Raw genomic sequence first — 16,453 nt, forward strand, 5'->3', positions numbered from 1 at the left:
GAGCAAGCTGTGCTTTGCACTCTGGGGGCGACCAATCAGGGAGTCGTGCGATGCGAAGCTACGAGGAAATTCTGGCCATCGCGGCCGAGCGTAAAGGTGGTGTCGAGGCCGTGTTGGCCGATGTTTACATTCCCAAGCTGCCACATGAGATGGCGGCGACGCCGGATGATCGCTGGCTGTCCGAGATGGCGCGGCACATTTTCCAGACGGGCATGTCGTGGCAGGTGGTGAATTCAAAATGGGATGACATTGAAGATGCCTTCTCTGGCTTTGATGTCGCAAAGCTCGCGAACATGTCCGAGGACTGGTTCGACGAGTTGCTCAAAGACACCCGCATCATCCGCTCTGCGCCCAAGATTAAGGCCATTCAGGAGAACGCCGAGTTCATCATGAAGGTGAGCGAGGAGAGCGGTGGCTTCGGCAACAAGATCGCCTATTGGCCCGCAGAAGAGTATTTTGACCTGCTCGACTGGCTCAAGAAAGAAGGCTCCCGCCTCGGAGGCAATACCGGCGCTCAAGCGATGCGTTGGAGCGGGCGCGATGGGTTCATTATGACGAAGGATGTGGTCGCGCGTCTGATCGAAGAAGGCATTGTGGAAAAGGCGCCGACGTCGAAAGCCGCGAAGAAAGCGGTGCAGGAGGCGTTCAACGCTTGGCGCACCGAATCCGGTCAGACCCTGAACACCATCTCGCGCGTCTTGGCCCAGAGCATCGACGCCTGAAGACAGGCGCGCAATGCCTTTTCAAGGGGTTGGCTTTGCCGCGCTCGGGTCTATGTTGGTCACGGAATGCCTTTGGGAGCCTGCTATGACTGACTATCTCGATACCCCGTCCGGTCGCCGGATCGCCTATAATCGTCTCGACGGGGATGGAACAGGCGTGGTGTTTCTCGGTGGGTTCATGTCGGATATGGCCGGGACCAAGGCCGTCGCGCTCGAAGATTGGGCGCGGCTACAAGGGCGTCCTTTCCTCCGTTTCGATTACTCTGGTCATGGCGAGAGCGATGGCGCGTTTCGGGACGGCTGTATCGGGGATTGGGCCGAAGATGCGCAGGCGGTGATCGAGGCGCTGACGGACGGTCCGCAAATCCTCGTGGGATCGTCCATGGGCGGCTGGATTTCCCTCCTTCTGTGCCAACGCATGCAGGAACGCGTTGCCGGCCTCGTGACAATCGCCGCCGCGCCCGATTTCACCGAAGACGGATTTTGGGCGGGCTTTGATGAAGCTCAGCGGTCCGCGCTCGAGATCGAAGGCGTCGTCATGGTCCCGTCCGGTTATGAGGACGACTACCCGATCACGCGCCGCCTGATCGAAGACGGGCGTGAGAACCTGATCCTGCGTTCGTCTTTGCCTCTGCCGTTTCCGGTGCGGTTCCTGCAGGGCACCGAAGATACGTCGGTCTCCGTTGAGACGGCGCTCGCTCTTTTTGAACACGCCGAAGGGGAGGATATCCGCCTGACGTTGGTCAAGGGGGCGGATCATTCGTTCTCGACGGTCGATTGCCTCAAAACGATCGAAGTCGCCATTTTCGACGTGCTCGCGAGGGTTTAGGCCTATACAAATCGAACACATCCGTCGCATCATTGGGGAAATACTCCCTCAAACGTGACATATCAGAACATTTCACAGGTGGTCCGTGACACTCGAGAGCGTCGTGCTTTTACCCGGCTTTCTGGCCGATGGCCGCGTCTTCGCGGATCAGGTCAGTGATCTCAGCCGCGATCATGCCGTGATGGTTGCACCGCTAAAGGGCGCCACCCTCACCGATATGGCGGATCACGTCCTCTCTGTTGCGCCAGCGAAATTTGCGGTGGTTGGTCATGATCTTGGGGCCTCTGTCGCCACTGAAATTCTCAAGCGTGCACCGGGGCGGGTGACGCGCATTGCCCTCATCAGCGGAACTGCGCAGCCCGAGACACCGGCGTCAGCGGCCATTCGGGAACCGCGAATGATCAAGGCGAAGACCGGTCGGCTTGGTGAAGTTCTTATGGAGGAACTTCCGTCAACTGCGCTTCACGAAAGCCCCTACCGAAACGCGATCCGCGATCACTGGATTGATATGGCATTGGAGGCGGGGCTCGAGACCTATCTAAATCAGTCCCGCATTCTGCAGCGGAGGCCGGATCATCAGAATGTTTTGAGACGTGCGCGCATTCCCGGACTGGTGATCGGAGGGGCGAAGGACAGCCTTTGCCCGCCGCGTCGACAGGAGTTTATCGCAGAACTCATGCCCCGTTGCGAATTGCGAGTGATTGAAAAGGCGGGGCACCTGCCGATGCTCGAAGCGCCTCAAAGCGTTTCCGCCGCTCTGAAGGCTTGGCTGGCTGCGGTCTAAGCAAGCCAAAGAAAAACGGCGCCGAAGCGCCGTTCATCATTCAATCTGTCTATGAAAGATCAGCTCGCTTTGGACTTCTTTGCGACCGTATCTTTGCCGCCGACGACGCGCGGGCCTGAGTTCTGATCGATGAACTCGAGAACCAACGGGCGAATGTTGTTGCGCCAGCTTTGGCCTGCGAAAATGCCGTAGTGACCCGCGCCCGGTTCCAAGTGAGAGGCTTTCTTCTCGTCCGGCAGGCCGGTGCAGAGTTCAAGCGCTGCAACACACTGGCCAGGTGCTGTGATGTCGTCTTCTTCGCCTTCCACCGTTTTCACGGCGACGTCGGTGATTTTGCCAATGTCGACTTTGCGGCCTGCGACGACGAACTCATTCTTCGCGATTTCACAGGATTTGAAAATGCGATCGACCGTGGACAGGTAGAACTCCGCAGTCATGTCCATAACGGCGAGATACTCGTCGTAGAACTTGTTGTGCTTGTCGTGTTCGGACGCTTCGCCTTGTGCGACGCGCTGAATCTGGTTCGAAAATGCCGTGGCGTGTTTGTCCGCATTCATTGCGATGAAAGAACTGAGTTGGAGCAGGCCTGGGTACACCTTGCGGCCAACGCCCTCGTATTTAAAGCCGACGCGTTGGATCATTGCCTGTTCCAGTTGGCCCATGGTGACGCGGTTGCCGAAATCGGTGACCTCGGTCGGGGTCGCGTCAGGATCGATCGGGCCGCCGATCAAGGTCAGGGAGCGCGGCTGAGCCTTCGGGTCTTCTTCGGCGAGATATGCGGTCGCCGCGAGTGTGAGCGGCGCAGGCTGACACACAGCAATCACGTGAGTATTCGGCCCGAGATATTTCATGAAATCGACGAGATAGAGCGTGTAATCCTCCACATCGAATTTGCCCTCGGAGACCGGAATGTCACGCGCATTGTGCCAGTCGGTGATGTAGACTTCGCAGTCCGGCAACAGAGAGATGACTGTAGAGCGCAGCAGCGTCGCGTAGTGGCCCGACATAGGTGCCACCAGCATCACGCGGCGTTTCATTTCTTCGCGGCCCTGGACCTTGAAGTGGATGAGGTCACCAAAGGGACGCGCAACTTCGACCACGATGTCGACTAGATGGTCACGACCGTCTTCACCAACGACGGAACCGATGCCCCAATCGGGCTTTGTCACCATACGCGCGAAAGACCGCTCCGTAACTTCGCCCCATGCGCGCATCCAGGAAACGACCGGAGACGGCACCATCGCCATCGCAGGATAGGAACCGAGAGCGCTCGCGGTTGCGCCAAGCCATTGGTTCGTGTTGCGGATGGTCTCCATGAGGTCATAGGTCGCCATGTAGCGCATGTAACTCTCCAAAGTATAATGTTTGCGCATGAGCTCGTCCTCGAAGCCCTTTACGTCGAGGTCACTCTGTCGCTATCGTTGGTGACATAATCTTACAGCATACCATAGTGCTGCAAGTGCAAAGTGAGGGAGAGGGCACGAAAGTGGCAGACGGAGACATCAAAACGCAAGATAATTTGCAGGATCTCGACAAGTTGAATGAGAACATCTCGAAGATCGAAGCACTCTCGGCGCGTTTGGTTGCTGCACTTGCAGAAAAGAAACCGATTCCTCAGAGCCTGCAGGGCCCAGGTCAGGAACTGTTTCTCAAGGCCGCATCGGCCTACCTTTCAGAGATGGTCAACAATCCGGCCCGTATAATCGAACATCAGGTTGGATACTGGGGCAAGACACTCAAACACTATGTGGATGCTCAGCATCGCCTCATGCATGGGGATATGTCGCCGCCTGAGGACGAAACGCCGAAGGACCGGCGTTTCGACAATCCGGTTTGGGACAGCAATCCGTTCTTCAACTTCATCAAGCAGCAATACATGATGAATTCCGAAGCTATGGAAACTGCCGTCGGGGGTCTCTCGGGTATCGAAGAACGTGATCGCCAGCGCGTCGATTACTTCACCCGCCAGATCATCGACATGATGGCACCTACGAATTTCCTAGCGACCAATCCGGACGCATTGCAGCAGGCGGTCGATACCAACGGGGAGAGCCTCGTCAGAGGGCTTGAGAACCTCGTCAACGATCTCGAAGAGCATCACGGCGAGATGATCGTCAATCTCTCGGATAAATCGGCCTTCCATCTGGGCGAGAATATCGCGACCTCCAAAGGTGAGGTGGTCTTCCGGAACCGGATGTTCGAACTCATCCAGTATGCGCCGACAACGGAAACGGTCCATCGCATACCGCTGCTGATCTTCCCGCCGTGGATCAACAAGTACTACATTCTCGATCTGCGTGAGCAGAACTCCTTCATCAAATGGGTCGTCGATCAGGGCTACACGGTTTTCATCGTGTCCTGGGTCAATCCGGACGAGAGCTATGCCGAAGTCGGAATGGACGAATACGTCGAAGAGGGGTTCCTGACAGCGATCGAACAGGTGAAAGAGATCACCAACGAACAAAAGATCAACGCCATTGGCTATTGCATCGCGGGGACGACGCTATCGATCACGCTCGGCCTCATGAAGCAGCGCAAGAACCACTCGGTGCGATCCGCGACTTTCTTCACGACGCTGACGGATTTCTCTGATCAGGGTGAGGTTGGCGTTTTCCTTGATGACGATTTCGTCGACGGGATCGAGGCAGAGGCCAAGCGGACGGGACTGATGAAGTCTCTCTACATGAACCGGACATTCTCCTATCTCCGGTCGAATGATCTCATCTATAAGCCTGCCATCCGCAGCTATATGATGGGTGAAGCGCCTCCGGCCTTTGATCTTCTGTATTGGAACGGGGACGCAACGAACCTGCCGGGCAAGATGGCCGTCGAGTATCTGCGCGGCCTGTGTCAGCGTGACGAACTGGCGACGATTGGCTTCCCGATCTGCGGCACGCGGGTGCATCTCTCTGAAGTGTCGCTTCCGCTATATGCGATCGGCTGCGAGACCGACCACATTGCCGCATGGAAATCTTCCTATACTGGTGTTCAACAGATGGGATCGCGCAACAAAACTTTTGTGCTCTCCCAGAGTGGCCATATCGCGGGCATCGTGAATCCGCCGTCCAAGAAGAAGTATGGACACTATACGAATGAGGATCTGACTCTCGATCCTCAGGCATGGAAAGACAGCGCTGTTTTCCATGAAGGCTCTTGGTGGCCGCGTTGGGAAGAATGGCTGTCGACCCGCTCTGGAAAGCAGATTCCGGCGCGCGTTCCCGGAGATTCGGGGCGTAAAACGCTCGGGGCTGCGCCAGGTAGCTACGCGACGGTTGTTGCAACTGTCTGATATAGCGGGATTTTAAAATTTATTCTGCAGCGCAGCAAAAATCCATTGATTTTCTGCACTGCAGCATACATATTCTTAGTGCAAGCGCAGCAACGGCTCGGCGTTACCCAATGCGAAAGCCAGCCCGAGACTCCTCCCTCTGCCGCTTTCGCAACAACTGCCTAACGGCAAACTGAAAAGGATATGTGACATGGCCAAGACCGACGACTTCACCAAGATGATGAAAGACATGATGGGCAACATGCCGTTTGATATGTCTGCAATGCAGGAAGGTTTCAAAACCCAGGCGTCCTTCGCCGAGAAACTCTCCAAAGTTGCTATCGAAGCTGCTGAGAAATCCTCCGAGATCTCTTCCAAGTGGACCAAAGACACCCTCGCAAAAGTGACGGAAGTCGCCACCGTGAAAGAAGAGCCGGCTGACTACCCGAAAGCGATGACCGACTTCGCGTCCGCTCAAGCTGAACTCGCAGCTGAAAACATCGCTGCTTTCGCTGAAATCGCGAAAAAGGTTCAGATGGAAACCATCGAACTGATGCTCGCTGCTGGCAAAGACATGGGCGAAGACATGACCGCCGCTGCCAAAAAAGCGACGACCGAGATGTCCAAAGCAGCGAAAAAAGCGACTGCTAAGTAATCGAACCTCACCGCGGTTTTCCGACCTCCCTGGAAAACGTGGATCGCAAACGGGCTCTCCTCGCGAGAGCCCGTTTTTTCGTTTTTCTAGTTATGAGAAACATTTACGATGATGCTGTGCTGCGGAAAGCCTTTGCTTTTGCAAAATCGCTCGCATAGGCTTGCTGCATTGCGAATAAAACCGCTGTGCTGAAACGAGTCTGCGGTTCATGTGCGAAATGCGCAAAAGATGTCGAAAGCTTGCCTGTTTCGTATCTTCTGCCTGTTTCGTTTAACGCCTTAGGGAGGGGAGCCCAAATGGCCGAAAAAACTGATCCTTTGCTGATCAAACGTTATGCATCACGTCGTCTCTACAACACCGAGACGTCCGATTATGTCACGCTCGAAGATATCGCCGGATTCATCCGCGAAGGTCGCGACGTGCAGATTGTCGATCTCAAATCCGGAGACGACCTGACCCGCCAATACCTGCTTCAGATCATTGCCGAACATGAGAGCCGCGGTGAGAGCGTTTTGCCGCTCGATGTGCTCACCGATCTCGTGCGCAGCTACACGACAGACATTCAATCGGTTGTTCCGCAATTCCTGGAGCAGAGCTTTGAAATGCTCCGCCAGGGTCAGGAACAGATGATGCAGAACTTCGGCACGCAGATTCCTGGCTTCGAAGCGCTTCAGGCGCAACAAGAGGCCTTCCTCAAGGCCATGACCGGTGGCATGGGGAAAAACTGGTCCGGCCCCTCGAAAGAGGAGGCGGAAGGCAGCGAGGATCTCAGCGATATAAAGAAACAGCTCGCTGAACTACAGGACAAGCTGTCCAAGTTGCAGTGAGCTAAAACAAGAGTTTGAGAAAGCCCCGCAATACGCGGGGTTTTCTTTTGTCTGTCGCATGGATCGGATATCAAGGCTAGGTAGCGGGAGGAGCGCAGTATGAGTGATAAGGTCGGCAAATTGACCCTATGGGGCGTCGAGGTCTTTCTCGCCGTGTCAGAAGAGGGGTCGGTGTCTGCTGCGGCCAAACGGCTTGGCGCATCTCCGTCGGCTGTCTCCCAACAGATTTCCAATCTTGAAACCGCCCTTGGAACAGAGTTGATCAACCGGCGCGAACGCCCGATGAGTCTTACGCCAGCGGGGCGCGTTATGCGGCGACGGGCGCAGGCAATCCTCGTGGAGGCTGCGCGCGCTCGGTCCGAAATCGCGGGGCTGGACCTGAGCCATCTCGGACAACTGCGCCTCGGGATGGTCGAAGACTTTGAGGCCTCTGTGACCCCGCAACTGATCACGGCCATGGCTGGTCGGTTAACCAACACGCGCTTTGAGTTGGAAACAGGGCCGTCGCACCGTTTGCTTGATCGTCTGGAAAACAGGGCGCTCGACGTTATCGTTGCGGCGGATTTCGATGGAGGTGCGGACTGGTGTGATCGATATCCGTTGCTGCAGGATCCGTTCGTCGCTGTTGTGCCGAAAGGCAGCGAGGAGGCGAGCAAAACGCTCCCCCTTATTCAGTACACGCGTCGTCATGCGATGGGGCGTCTTTTGCTCGAACATCTGACCACGCACGGGATCGCCCTCACACATCGGTTCGAACTCGACAGCTACCGCGCGATCATCGCGATGGTGGCGGGTGGGGCGGGTTGGACGATCTTGTCTTCTCTCGGTGTGCTCAATGCGGGGCGGTATGCGGATGAGGTGGATGTGCTTCCTCTGCCAGTTGCGCCTCTGTCGCGTCGTTTGAGCCTCACCGTCAGGCGGGATGGTATGTCCGAGATGGCGCGCGAGGTTGCGGAACAATTGACGCCGCTGCTTCAGGAACAGGTGGTCGACATCATGGTGGACCGCCATCCGTGGCTCGGCGGATATCTCAAAGTTCTCTAACAAAAAACGCCGCCCCGAGTGGAGCGGCGTTTGAAAGTCAAAAGACGAAGCCGTCTTATTCGGCGGCGACCTTCACGGCTTTTACTTCCTGAGCTGCTGACAGCAGCGCGTCCGCGATGAAATCGCAATCCTCTTCGGTGAGGCGCGCAGGCAGGCGGGTGTCGCAGGCTTTCGAGAGCATCTCGCGTGTTTTCGGAAGCTCCGGCGTTTCGCCGAGGAACTGCCAGTTCCAGAAGGCACGCGCGTTATCTGTCGAGAGGCCGAACACCTGAACCGACACACCCCGAGCTTTTGCAGCGGCTTGAAAGGCGATGGCTTCCTCAGGGGTGAAGTCCACGAGGTTGAACTGCAGGCTGTCTGGCGCGCGCACTTCTTTTTCGAGCTTCGCAGGCACGGTCAGATACGGCGAGCTTTCGAGACGCGCGGCGGTGTAATCGTGATTGCGGCGACCGTCTGCGACACGGCGCGGCACTTCATTGAGCTGCGGGCGCACGAGAACGGCGGACATGTTCGAGAGGCGAGTGTTATAGAGCGGCAGCTGGTTCTGCCATTTCGCGAAGGCCTCCGTGAGCGCGTTGTCGCGCTGCGGGTTATGTTTGCCCCAGTTGTGCTCGTAGGCGCCGGACATGATCACGGCACGGGCCATGATCTCCGGATCGTCGGTGATCATGATGCCACCTTCGCCTGCGTTCAGAAGTTTGTAGGACTGGAAGGAAAAACAGCCGATCTTGCCGATCGTGCCGATGTTCTGACCGTCCCAAACAGTGCCGAGGCTGTGCGCTGCGTCTTCAACGAGCGGAATTCCTTTCGCATCACAGGCGGCCTTGATCGCGTCCATGTCGGAGGTGTGACCGCGCATGTGGGAGATCATCACGGCATCGGCGTCTTCGATCTTCGCGTGGAAATCGTCGAGGTCGATGCGGTAGTTGTCGCCACATTCGACGAGAACCGGTTTGCAGTCGGCGTGCACGATGGAGGAGGGCACAGCGGCAAAGGTGAAGGCGGGTATCAGGACCTTCGCATCGCGCGGCAGGTTCAGAGCCTTGAGCGACAGGAAGAGCGCGGCGGAGCATGACGCCACGGCGAGCGCGTATTTCGCGCCAAGCATCTCGGCAAATTCCTGTTCGAGGAGCGTCACAGGCGCGTTCTCGGGACGGGTGTAGCGGAACAGGTCGCCGGATTTCAGAAGCTGTTCGACAATTTCTCGCGCTTCTTCGGGGATCGGTTCGGCATCGTAGACGTTGGGCCCGAGACTCATGATTTCACCTTTTTGAAATTCTATTTTCGGATTTACTGTAAATAAGGGGAGGCCGAAAATCTATAGGCCTGCCCATTGGGCGGCAAAATTTCGCAAAAACGTCATGAATCTGAATTTTTGTCCCTAAATGCGAAACGGGGGCGCGACGGCCCCCGTTTGTTTGGTGTTTCGTCGCCTTAGACGTTGAGCAAGAGGTGCTCACGTTCCCACGGGCTAATGACCTGTAGGAAGGCATCATTTTCCGCGCGTTTGACCTGAAGGTAAACGCGGACGAAATCCGGTCCGAGGACCTCCTGCATCTGGGTTGCCTCCTCGAGGAGATCGAGCGCACCGGAGAGCGTATCCGGAATGCCATCCGCAGAGGCATAGGCATCGCCCACATACTCGTCGCGCGGTTCACGGCGTTCCATCAGTCCGAGGTAGCCGCAGGCCAAAGAAGCCGCAATCGACAGGTAAGGGTTCACGTCCATACCGGGCAGGCGGTTTTCGATGCGACGCGCCTCTGGACCGGACACCGGCACGCGTAGGCCCGTCGTGCGGTTGTCGCGGCCCCATTCGAGGTTGATCGGCGCGGCAAAGTCGCGAACGTAGCGCCGATAGCTGTTCACATAGGGAGCGTGAATGGCAATCGTAGACGGCAGGTGGTTCTGAAGGCCTGCGATGAAGTAGTGGAACTCGGGGCTCTCAGATCCGTCTGCCGTGGAGAAGATGTTCTCTCCGGTTTTGAGATCCACGACCGAGTGGTGGATGTGCATGGCGGAGCCGGGCTCATCCTGAATCGGTTTGGCCATGAAGGTCGCAAAGCAGTCGTGGCGGAGCGCCGCTTCGCGGATCAGGCGTTTGAAGTAGAACATCTCATCGGCGAGTTTGACCGGATCGCCATGGCGGAGGTTCATCTCGATCTGACCTGCGCCGCCTTCTTGGAGGATGCCGTCGATCTCGAGGCCCTGTGCCTCGGCAAAATCGTAAATGTCATCAATGACAGGGCCATATTCATCGACCGCCGACATGGAATAGGCTTGACGTTGGGCTGCGCGGCGACCGGTGCGACCGATGGGCGGCTCGACGGGTTGGTTCGGGTCGGTATTGCGCGCCACGAGGAAGAATTCCATCTCCGGTGCAACGATCGGGTCCCAGCCCTGCTCATGGTAAAGTTGCACCACGCGTTTGAGCACGTTCCGCGGCGCGACGGGGACCATTCCCCCTTGTTGGTCGAGGACGTCGTGGATCACCTGCAAAGTGCAGTCCGCTGTCCAAGGTGCCGCCGTTGCGGTCTCGAAATCCGGCACGAGGACCATGTCGGGTTCGGTGAACGGCGCATCCGCGTCATCAACCCAATCGCCGTTGATCGTCTGGAGAAAAATCGAGTTCGGCAGATAGAAATGGCTCTGCTTGGCAAACTTCGGCCCCGGCATGGCTTTGCCGCGGGCGATGCCCGAGAGGTCCGCGACGATACATTCCACTTCGTCGACCTTGCGTCCGTCCATGAACTCGATGGCCGCTTCGGGAATCTTGTCCAAATAGTCGCTCATTTGAGGGCCTCTCTGCCTTGGATCAGGAACTCCGCCATCAGATCGGCAAAGCGCTTGTCATCGGTGGGTTTCGTATTCTCGTCACGCGCGAGGGCGATCAGGTCTGCAGGATAGGCCGGATCATTCGCGCGGGCCTTGAGGTAGTCCGCGATAATGGGGTTCGACAACTCGGGGTGGGGCTGAATCGTCAGAATGCGATCATCATAGACCAGCGCTGCATTTTCACAAAAATCATTGCCGCCGAGAACGTCTGCGCCGGGTGGAGCCTCAGTCACCTGATCCTGATGCCAGGCATTGAGATGGATGTCGCCGAGCGGTGCGATGGAGTATGGGCGACGCCCCACAGCCCAACCGCCTGCGAATTTCTCGACCTTGCCGCCCATGGCTTTGGCGATGATCTGATGGCCGAAGCAGATGCCGAGCATCCGTTTGCCTTCCGCGTGGCTCGCGCGGATGAAATCTTCGAGTGGGGGGATGAACGGATGATCTTCATAGGCCCCATGTTTCGAGCCGGTCAAAAGCCAAGCATCCGCATCAGACGGGCTCTCGGGGAATTCCATGTCCACGACGTTCCAGACTTTGTAGTCGAAATCGTCACGGTCAAAGAGCCGTTGGAACATCAAGTAGAAATCCCCGTGAATAAGCGCGACGGGGTCGGGCGCGTGTCCGCATTGCAGAATGCCGATTTTCATAAGTCACCAAATCTAGGTTATGCCGCGAAGGTAACGATGCCATCGCGCCCAAACAAGAGGGGCGCGATAATTTGATCAAATATTTTCGAGCACAAAACTAGACCGTGTCGAGGTAAAGCTCGACCTGCTCTTCCGGTGTCAATTCCGTGGAGTCGCGGAGTTCCTGCCGTTTCGTGAGCGTCAGGTTGCGGACCAATTCATCGGGGAAAATCCGGCGCATGATTTCCGAGGTCTCAAAATGCGCAAGGGCCGTGCCCCAGTCGCCCGGCATCTCCGGAAACTTTTGGGAATAGGCGTTGCCTGTCATCGCAGGCGGGGCCACCATTTCGTCTTCCATGCCGATCAGGGCTGCGCCGAGGATTGCCGCGATCATCAGGTACGGGTTCACGTCGCCACCAGAGACTCGGTGTTCGATCCGGCGCGCTTTGTGGGACCCGCCGGGAACGCGGACTGCGGCTGTCCGGTTGTCATACCCCCAACAAATCCGCGTTGGTGCGTGGGCGCCGGGGACAAGGCGGTCAAAGGAGTTGCCGTGCGGAGCGAACAAAAGCGTTGAGTCCGGGATCGCAGAGAGACAGCCCGCGATCGCGTGCCGCATCATGTCCGTGCCTTTTTCCGTGCCATCGTCAAAGATGTTGTCGCCATCTTCGTTGAGCATCGAGAAATGGGTGTGCATCCCGTTGCCCGCGTAATCGTCGTAGGGCTTCGCCATGAACGATGCGGCAAATCCATGCTTGCGAGCCAGCCCCTTGACGAGAAGCTTGAACAGCCACGCGTCGTCGGCGGCTTTGAGGGCGTCAGGGCTGTAGACGAGATTGATCTCGAATTGTCCAAGGCCCGCCTCGGAGATCGCAGTGTCGGCGGGAATGTCCATTGCTTCGCAGGCCTCATAGAGGTCAGTGAAAAAACGGTCGAACGCGTCGAGCGCACGAAGCGCGAGGGTTTCAGCCCCTGGGCGACGTTTGCCAGAGCGCGGTGAGCGTGGGATGCGCAGCTGACGGGAGCTGTCGTCGATCAGGTAGAACTCAAGCTCTGTGGCGACGACGGGGGTCAGGCCCTTCGTCTTATACCGCTCCAGAACGCGGGCAAGCGCCTGACGCGGGTCGCCGTCAAAGGGGCGGCCGTCCTCATGGAACATCCACATCGGGAGGAGGGCGGTCGGCCCCTCCAGCCAAGGCATCGGGAGGAACCCGCGTTCGGTTGGCAGAAGCACTCCGTCCTGATCGCCGGACTCGAACACGAGCGGGCTGTCCTCAATGTCTTCGCCCCAGATGTCGAGATTGAGCACCGAGAGCGGAAAGCGTGTGCCCTCCACTTCGACCTTATCGGCGTATCGCGCGGACATCCGTTTGCCTCTGGCCTGACCGTTCAGGTCTGCGGCGGCGACACGGATGGTTTTGACATCGGGGTTCTGGGCGAGCCAGCTATGGGGGGTAATCATCTGAACACTTGTGCTGAGAATTTAGGCCGCTTGACGCGCGCCTGAGGGAGGTGGCGGTTAAGCCGTTTTCCGACCAGCGAGAAAATCGTGATGATGCAAAGAGTCACGAGCACGAAATAGCCCGCAAGGATCGGGTAGGGAATGAACGGGTTGAAGGTCTTGTCCGCAAAGTAAGAAGCGTAATAAAGCGCGTCGCCCTGCTGTTTGAGCGCAGGGAAGCCGGAGAAGAATACGAGCGTCGTCGAATGGAAGATAAAGATCGCTTCGTTCGTATAGGCCGGCCACGCAAGGCGGAGCATGGTGGGCCAGACGATGCGGCGGAACCGTTTGAAACCTGTGAACCCGTAGGCATCGGCGGCCTCCAGATCACCTTTCGGGATCGCCATGAGAGCGCCGTAGAAGATCTCTGCGGAGTAAGCGGTCGTGTTGAGCCAGAGAACAATCCCCGCGCCGAGCCATGCGTCCGTCAGGTTGTCGAGACCCGGAACGGCTTTCTTGAGGCTCAGGAACAGGAAGTAGGCGAAGAAGAACTGGATGAAGAGCGGCGACCCGCGGAAGACAAAGATGAACCACTCGGCGGGCTTGCGCGCGAACGGGCTCGGCGACGCTTTGGCGAGTGCGACGGCTTGTGCGGTGAAGAAGCCCGCGAGGATGGCGAGGAAGCCGAAATAGATGTTCCAGAGCATACCGGAGCCGATCAGGACCACTTGATCACAGACGGTGATATCCGTGCGCGGCAACAGGCGCTCGCCAATTCCGATGGAGCGGAAAGCGTAGTTGGAGATGGTATCGACGCAGCTCATGCCTTTGCCCCCGCTTTACGCATTTTCTCTCCGGCGGCTGTGGCCTGACCATGAGACAGATTGCGGGTGATCCGGGACAGAACGGCTTCGGAAACCTTTGTGAACAGGAGGTAGAAAACCAGAAGCCCGAAGAAGTAATACATCCGCCAGTCGCCGTGCGGGTAGTCAGTGAAGCGTGCCGTTTTTGTGCCGCCGAGTTCACGGGCCCAGTAAACGATGTCCTCAACGCCGAGCAGAAAGAGGAGTGGGGTGGCCTTGATCAAAACCATCCAGAGGTTCGACAGGCCGGGCAGGGCATAGGTCCACATCTGCGGGACCATGATGCGCCAGAAGGTCTGGCGCTTGGTCATGCCATAGGCCTCTGCGGTTTCGATCTGGCTATGCGGGACGGCCCGAAAAGCGCCGGCAAGGACGTTGCCAGCAAATGCGCCGAAAACGATCGCAAATGTCAGAACCGCGAGGGCAAAACCGTAGATTTGGTGAATAATCTCCGGCGCGGAGTTGTTCGGAAGCTTCGCGGCCGCACATACGATAAAGTCATTGCCCTGTCGGATCGGTTGATCCCAGTCGGAACAGAGCACCTGATGGCGCATCCATTCGAACCCTTGGTCCAAGGCAATGACGAAAAACAGGAAGAATGCGATGTCGGGCACGCCACGGACGATCGCCATATAGATGTTCGAGAGCCACTTGAGTGGCGGGATATGAGAGCGAGAGCCAGCCGCCGCGAAAAAGCCGAAACCCAAGGCAAGGGGGGCTGTGATCGCCAAGAGCAACAGAACCGTCCCGAAGGAGGTGTAGAAAGCCATGTGCTTTCCGGTCGTCAGATAGCAACTCAGCCAAGCGAGGCCATCGAGCGTATCAGGTTCGGCGCAGAAGGAAAAAATGGGACACCTCTCGAGTAGGGCGGGGCCACTGCTCGCGGCCCCGCCCGATGGATGTTATGCCAGACGATCATTCGAAGACAGGGCTGTCCTCGCCGAGGTATTCTTTGATCATCTCGTTGAGAGTGCCGTCCGCCTTTACAGAGGCGATGGCTGCATCGAATTTCTCGCGAAGTTCCGGATCGGATTTGCGGAAGGCCATGCCGATGCCGACGGAGAGCGCGATATCGTCACCTGCGAACATGGCGGTGCCTTCTTCGACAACGGGAACCAGCGTGTCTTTGTCAGCGAAAACAGCGTCGGCTTCGCCAGAGAGCATGGCGGCAAGGCTATCTTCGAAAGACGGGAACTCCAACAGGGTCGCGCCGGTGTCTACAACGTGTTGTGACTGGATGGTGGAGGATTGCGCAGCAATCACACCGCCTTCGAGATCGACGCCCTCAGCGGTCGCAGCGTAGGAGGAATACGAAGGCGGGGTGTAGTTTTGCGAGAAGTCGACCTTCTCTGCACGTTCCTCGGTGATGGACATGCCTGCAATGATGACGTCGTAGTTGCCGGAGAGAAGGTTCGGGATGATGGAATCCCAATCGTTGGTGACCCACTCGCAGTCAAGCTCTGCACGTTTGCAAAGTTCGTCGCCGAGCACCCGCTCGAACCCGTCAACTTCGCCATCGTCGTTCAGGTAGTTGTATGGAGGGTAAGCGCCCTCGGTGCCGAGGCGGACGGTTTCAGCCGAAGCAGCGCCAGCCAGAAGGGCGAGGCTTGCAGCGGTCAGGATCAGTTTCTTCATAAGATATCTCCCTTGGAAATCGTTAATTATTTATGCCGGAGCAGTTGCACTCAGGAACTGCTTCAGACGTTCGGATTTTGGATTGCCGAAGAGTTCGGTCGGATGACCTTCCTCTTCGATCAGACCTTTGTGCAGAAACACAACGTGGTCGGAAATATCGGCCGCCATGCGCATGTCGTGGGTCACGATGATCATCGTGCGACCTTCTTCGGCGAGCGCTTTGATCACCTTGATCACCTCTTGCTCTAGCTCGGGATCGAGTGCCGAGGTCGGCTCGTCGAACAAGAGTGCCTGCGGCTCCATGCAGAGTGCGCGGGCGATGGCGGCGCGTTGCTGTTGGCCGCCGGACATCTGCGCGGGGTAGACGTCGCATTTGTCGCCGATCCCGACCTTGTCGAGATACATGCGCGCCTTTTCCTCAACCTCTTTGCGATCACGGCCCATGACGGTAACGGGCGCCTCCATGACGTTTTGAAGGATCGTCATGTGGGACCAGAGGTTGAACTGCTGGAACACCATCGACAGGTTCGTGCGAATGCGCATGACCTGTTTGCTGTCGCCAGGCCGCCGGTTCAGGCCTTCACCTTTCCAGATGATCGGTTCGCCATTGAACAGGATGTCGCCCTGTTGGCTGTCCTCCAAAAGGTTCGCGCAGCGCAAAAGTGTGGACTTGCCCGATCCGGAGGACCCGATGAGAGAGGTCACGTGACCACGCGGCGCGGTCATCGAAACACCTTTCAAGACTTCGAGGTCGCCGTAGGATTTATGCAATCCACGGATTTCGATGACGGGTGTCGCGGGATTTGATTCATTGGTCAACATCGCCCCGAGTTAGGGCTAGAATTTCGGCAGATGCAATGATCTTTGGCGAAATGCCGCGACGTTCCTTGAAACTTTTGATCAAATATTGGGGCGACGCCTATG

The 16,453-nt window shown here is 57.4% G+C and carries 16 protein-coding genes; 7 read left to right on the forward strand and 9 right to left on the reverse strand.

The features are described from left to right. Positions 1-50: 50 nt before the first annotated feature. The 3 genes from LA304_RS16835 to LA304_RS16845 all read left to right on the forward strand — a co-directional run bounded on the left by LA304_RS16835 (position 51) and on the right by LA304_RS16845 (position 2,335). Complete coding sequence (locus LA304_RS16835; protein WP_224504345.1) at positions 51-722, forward strand: DNA-3-methyladenine glycosylase I; 672 nt, start codon at positions 51-53, stop codon at positions 720-722. An 85-nt stretch (positions 723-807) separates the two neighbouring features. After that, positions 808-1,551, forward strand: coding sequence for an alpha/beta hydrolase (locus tag LA304_RS16840; protein WP_224504346.1), 744 nt, complete (start codon positions 808-810; stop codon positions 1,549-1,551). Between the two features lie 85 nt (positions 1,552-1,636). Beyond that, positions 1,637-2,335 (forward strand): alpha/beta fold hydrolase, encoded by a 699-nt coding sequence (locus LA304_RS16845; protein ID WP_224504347.1) that lies wholly within the window; start codon positions 1,637-1,639, stop codon positions 2,333-2,335. Between the two features lie 59 nt (positions 2,336-2,394). On the opposite strand, the gene phaZ is transcribed toward LA304_RS16845, so the two are convergent. After that, the gene (gene phaZ / locus LA304_RS16850) at positions 2,395-3,678 is read right to left on the reverse strand and encodes a polyhydroxyalkanoate depolymerase (protein ID WP_224504521.1); all 1,284 of its coding nucleotides are present in this window, start codon (positions 3,676-3,678) and stop codon (positions 2,395-2,397) included. Between the two features lie 143 nt (positions 3,679-3,821). Here phaZ and LA304_RS16855 point away from each other — a divergent pair, with 143 nt between their 5' ends. The 4 genes from LA304_RS16855 to LA304_RS16870 all read left to right on the forward strand — a co-directional run bounded on the left by LA304_RS16855 (position 3,822) and on the right by LA304_RS16870 (position 8,129). Continuing rightward, a complete protein-coding gene (locus tag LA304_RS16855; protein WP_224504348.1) occupies positions 3,822-5,624 on the forward strand; it encodes a PHA/PHB synthase family protein in 1,803 nt (600 codons plus the stop codon). A gap of 190 nt (positions 5,625-5,814) precedes the next feature. Further along, positions 5,815-6,258, forward strand: coding sequence for a phasin family protein (locus tag LA304_RS16860; protein ID WP_224504349.1), 444 nt, complete (start codon positions 5,815-5,817; stop codon positions 6,256-6,258). Between the two features lie 296 nt (positions 6,259-6,554). Further along, the gene (phaR, locus tag LA304_RS16865; RefSeq protein ID WP_224504350.1) at positions 6,555-7,085 is read left to right on the forward strand and encodes a polyhydroxyalkanoate synthesis repressor PhaR; all 531 of its coding nucleotides are present in this window, start codon (positions 6,555-6,557) and stop codon (positions 7,083-7,085) included. Between the two features lie 99 nt (positions 7,086-7,184). Continuing rightward, positions 7,185-8,129 (forward strand): LysR family transcriptional regulator, encoded by a 945-nt coding sequence (locus LA304_RS16870; RefSeq protein WP_224504351.1) that lies wholly within the window; start codon positions 7,185-7,187, stop codon positions 8,127-8,129. Positions 8,130-8,184: 55 nt separating this feature from the next. On the opposite strand, the gene LA304_RS16875 is transcribed toward LA304_RS16870, so the two are convergent. The 8 genes from LA304_RS16875 to LA304_RS16910 all read right to left on the reverse strand — a co-directional run bounded on the left by LA304_RS16875 (position 8,185) and on the right by LA304_RS16910 (position 16,351). Continuing rightward, positions 8,185-9,387 (reverse strand): DegT/DnrJ/EryC1/StrS family aminotransferase, encoded by a 1,203-nt coding sequence (locus LA304_RS16875; protein WP_224504352.1) that lies wholly within the window; start codon positions 9,385-9,387, stop codon positions 8,185-8,187. 176 nt (positions 9,388-9,563) lie between these two features. Further along, positions 9,564-10,919, reverse strand: coding sequence for a glutamine synthetase family protein (locus LA304_RS16880; RefSeq protein WP_224504353.1), 1,356 nt, complete (start codon positions 10,917-10,919; stop codon positions 9,564-9,566). Beyond that, on the reverse strand, positions 10,916-11,611 hold the full coding sequence (locus tag LA304_RS16885) for a type 1 glutamine amidotransferase (RefSeq protein WP_224504354.1): 696 nt from the start codon (positions 11,609-11,611) through the stop codon (positions 10,916-10,918). Before LA304_RS16885 ends, LA304_RS16880 begins: the two co-directional genes overlap by 4 nt. A gap of 97 nt (positions 11,612-11,708) precedes the next feature. Beyond that, positions 11,709-13,052 carry a glutamine synthetase family protein gene (locus LA304_RS16890; protein WP_224504355.1) on the reverse strand — a complete coding sequence of 448 codons (1,344 nt, stop codon included), beginning with the start codon at positions 13,050-13,052 and terminating at the stop codon, positions 11,709-11,711. Beyond that, positions 13,049-13,855 (reverse strand): ABC transporter permease, encoded by an 807-nt coding sequence (locus LA304_RS16895; RefSeq protein WP_224504356.1) that lies wholly within the window; start codon positions 13,853-13,855, stop codon positions 13,049-13,051. Before LA304_RS16895 ends, LA304_RS16890 begins: the two co-directional genes overlap by 4 nt. Continuing rightward, a complete protein-coding gene (locus LA304_RS16900) occupies positions 13,852-14,742 on the reverse strand; it encodes an ABC transporter permease (protein ID WP_224504522.1) in 891 nt (296 codons plus the stop codon). Before LA304_RS16900 ends, LA304_RS16895 begins: the two co-directional genes overlap by 4 nt. A 67-nt stretch (positions 14,743-14,809) precedes the next feature. Beyond that, on the reverse strand, positions 14,810-15,529 hold the full coding sequence (locus LA304_RS16905; protein ID WP_224504357.1) for a transporter substrate-binding domain-containing protein: 720 nt from the start codon (positions 15,527-15,529) through the stop codon (positions 14,810-14,812). A gap of 30 nt (positions 15,530-15,559) precedes the next feature. Beyond that, complete coding sequence (locus LA304_RS16910; protein WP_224504358.1) at positions 15,560-16,351, reverse strand: ABC transporter ATP-binding protein; 792 nt, start codon at positions 16,349-16,351, stop codon at positions 15,560-15,562. Positions 16,352-16,453 lie beyond the last annotated feature (102 nt).

The organism is Celeribacter litoreus (assembly GCF_020165855.1).
Classification (GTDB): domain Bacteria; phylum Pseudomonadota; class Alphaproteobacteria; order Rhodobacterales; family Rhodobacteraceae; genus Celeribacter; species Celeribacter litoreus.

What these genes read in the sequence shown, in the direction of transcription:
- phaZ (WP_224504521.1), bottom strand. Translation starts at nt 3,678, where the DNA reads ATGCGCTACATGGCGACCTATGACCTCATGGAGACCATCCGCAACACG.
- LA304_RS16870 (WP_224504351.1), top strand. Translation starts at nt 7,185, where the DNA reads ATGAGTGATAAGGTCGGCAAATTGACCCTATGGGGCGTCGAGGTCTTT.
- LA304_RS16860 (WP_224504349.1), top strand. Translation starts at nt 5,815, where the DNA reads ATGGCCAAGACCGACGACTTCACCAAGATGATGAAAGACATGATGGGC.
- LA304_RS16880 (WP_224504353.1), bottom strand. Translation starts at nt 10,919, where the DNA reads ATGAGCGACTATTTGGACAAGATTCCCGAAGCGGCCATCGAGTTCATG.
- phaR (WP_224504350.1), top strand. Translation starts at nt 6,555, where the DNA reads ATGGCCGAAAAAACTGATCCTTTGCTGATCAAACGTTATGCATCACGT.
- LA304_RS16895 (WP_224504356.1), bottom strand. Translation starts at nt 13,855, where the DNA reads ATGAGCTGCGTCGATACCATCTCCAACTACGCTTTCCGCTCCATCGGA.
- LA304_RS16910 (WP_224504358.1), bottom strand. Translation starts at nt 16,351, where the DNA reads ATGTTGACCAATGAATCAAATCCCGCGACACCCGTCATCGAAATCCGT.
- LA304_RS16890 (WP_224504355.1), bottom strand. Translation starts at nt 13,052, where the DNA reads ATGATTACCCCCCATAGCTGGCTCGCCCAGAACCCCGATGTCAAAACC.
- LA304_RS16905 (WP_224504357.1), bottom strand. Translation starts at nt 15,529, where the DNA reads ATGAAGAAACTGATCCTGACCGCTGCAAGCCTCGCCCTTCTGGCTGGC.
- LA304_RS16835 (WP_224504345.1), top strand. Translation starts at nt 51, where the DNA reads ATGCGAAGCTACGAGGAAATTCTGGCCATCGCGGCCGAGCGTAAAGGT.
- LA304_RS16840 (WP_224504346.1), top strand. Translation starts at nt 808, where the DNA reads ATGACTGACTATCTCGATACCCCGTCCGGTCGCCGGATCGCCTATAAT.
- LA304_RS16875 (WP_224504352.1), bottom strand. Translation starts at nt 9,387, where the DNA reads ATGAGTCTCGGGCCCAACGTCTACGATGCCGAACCGATCCCCGAAGAA.
- LA304_RS16885 (WP_224504354.1), bottom strand. Translation starts at nt 11,611, where the DNA reads ATGAAAATCGGCATTCTGCAATGCGGACACGCGCCCGACCCCGTCGCG.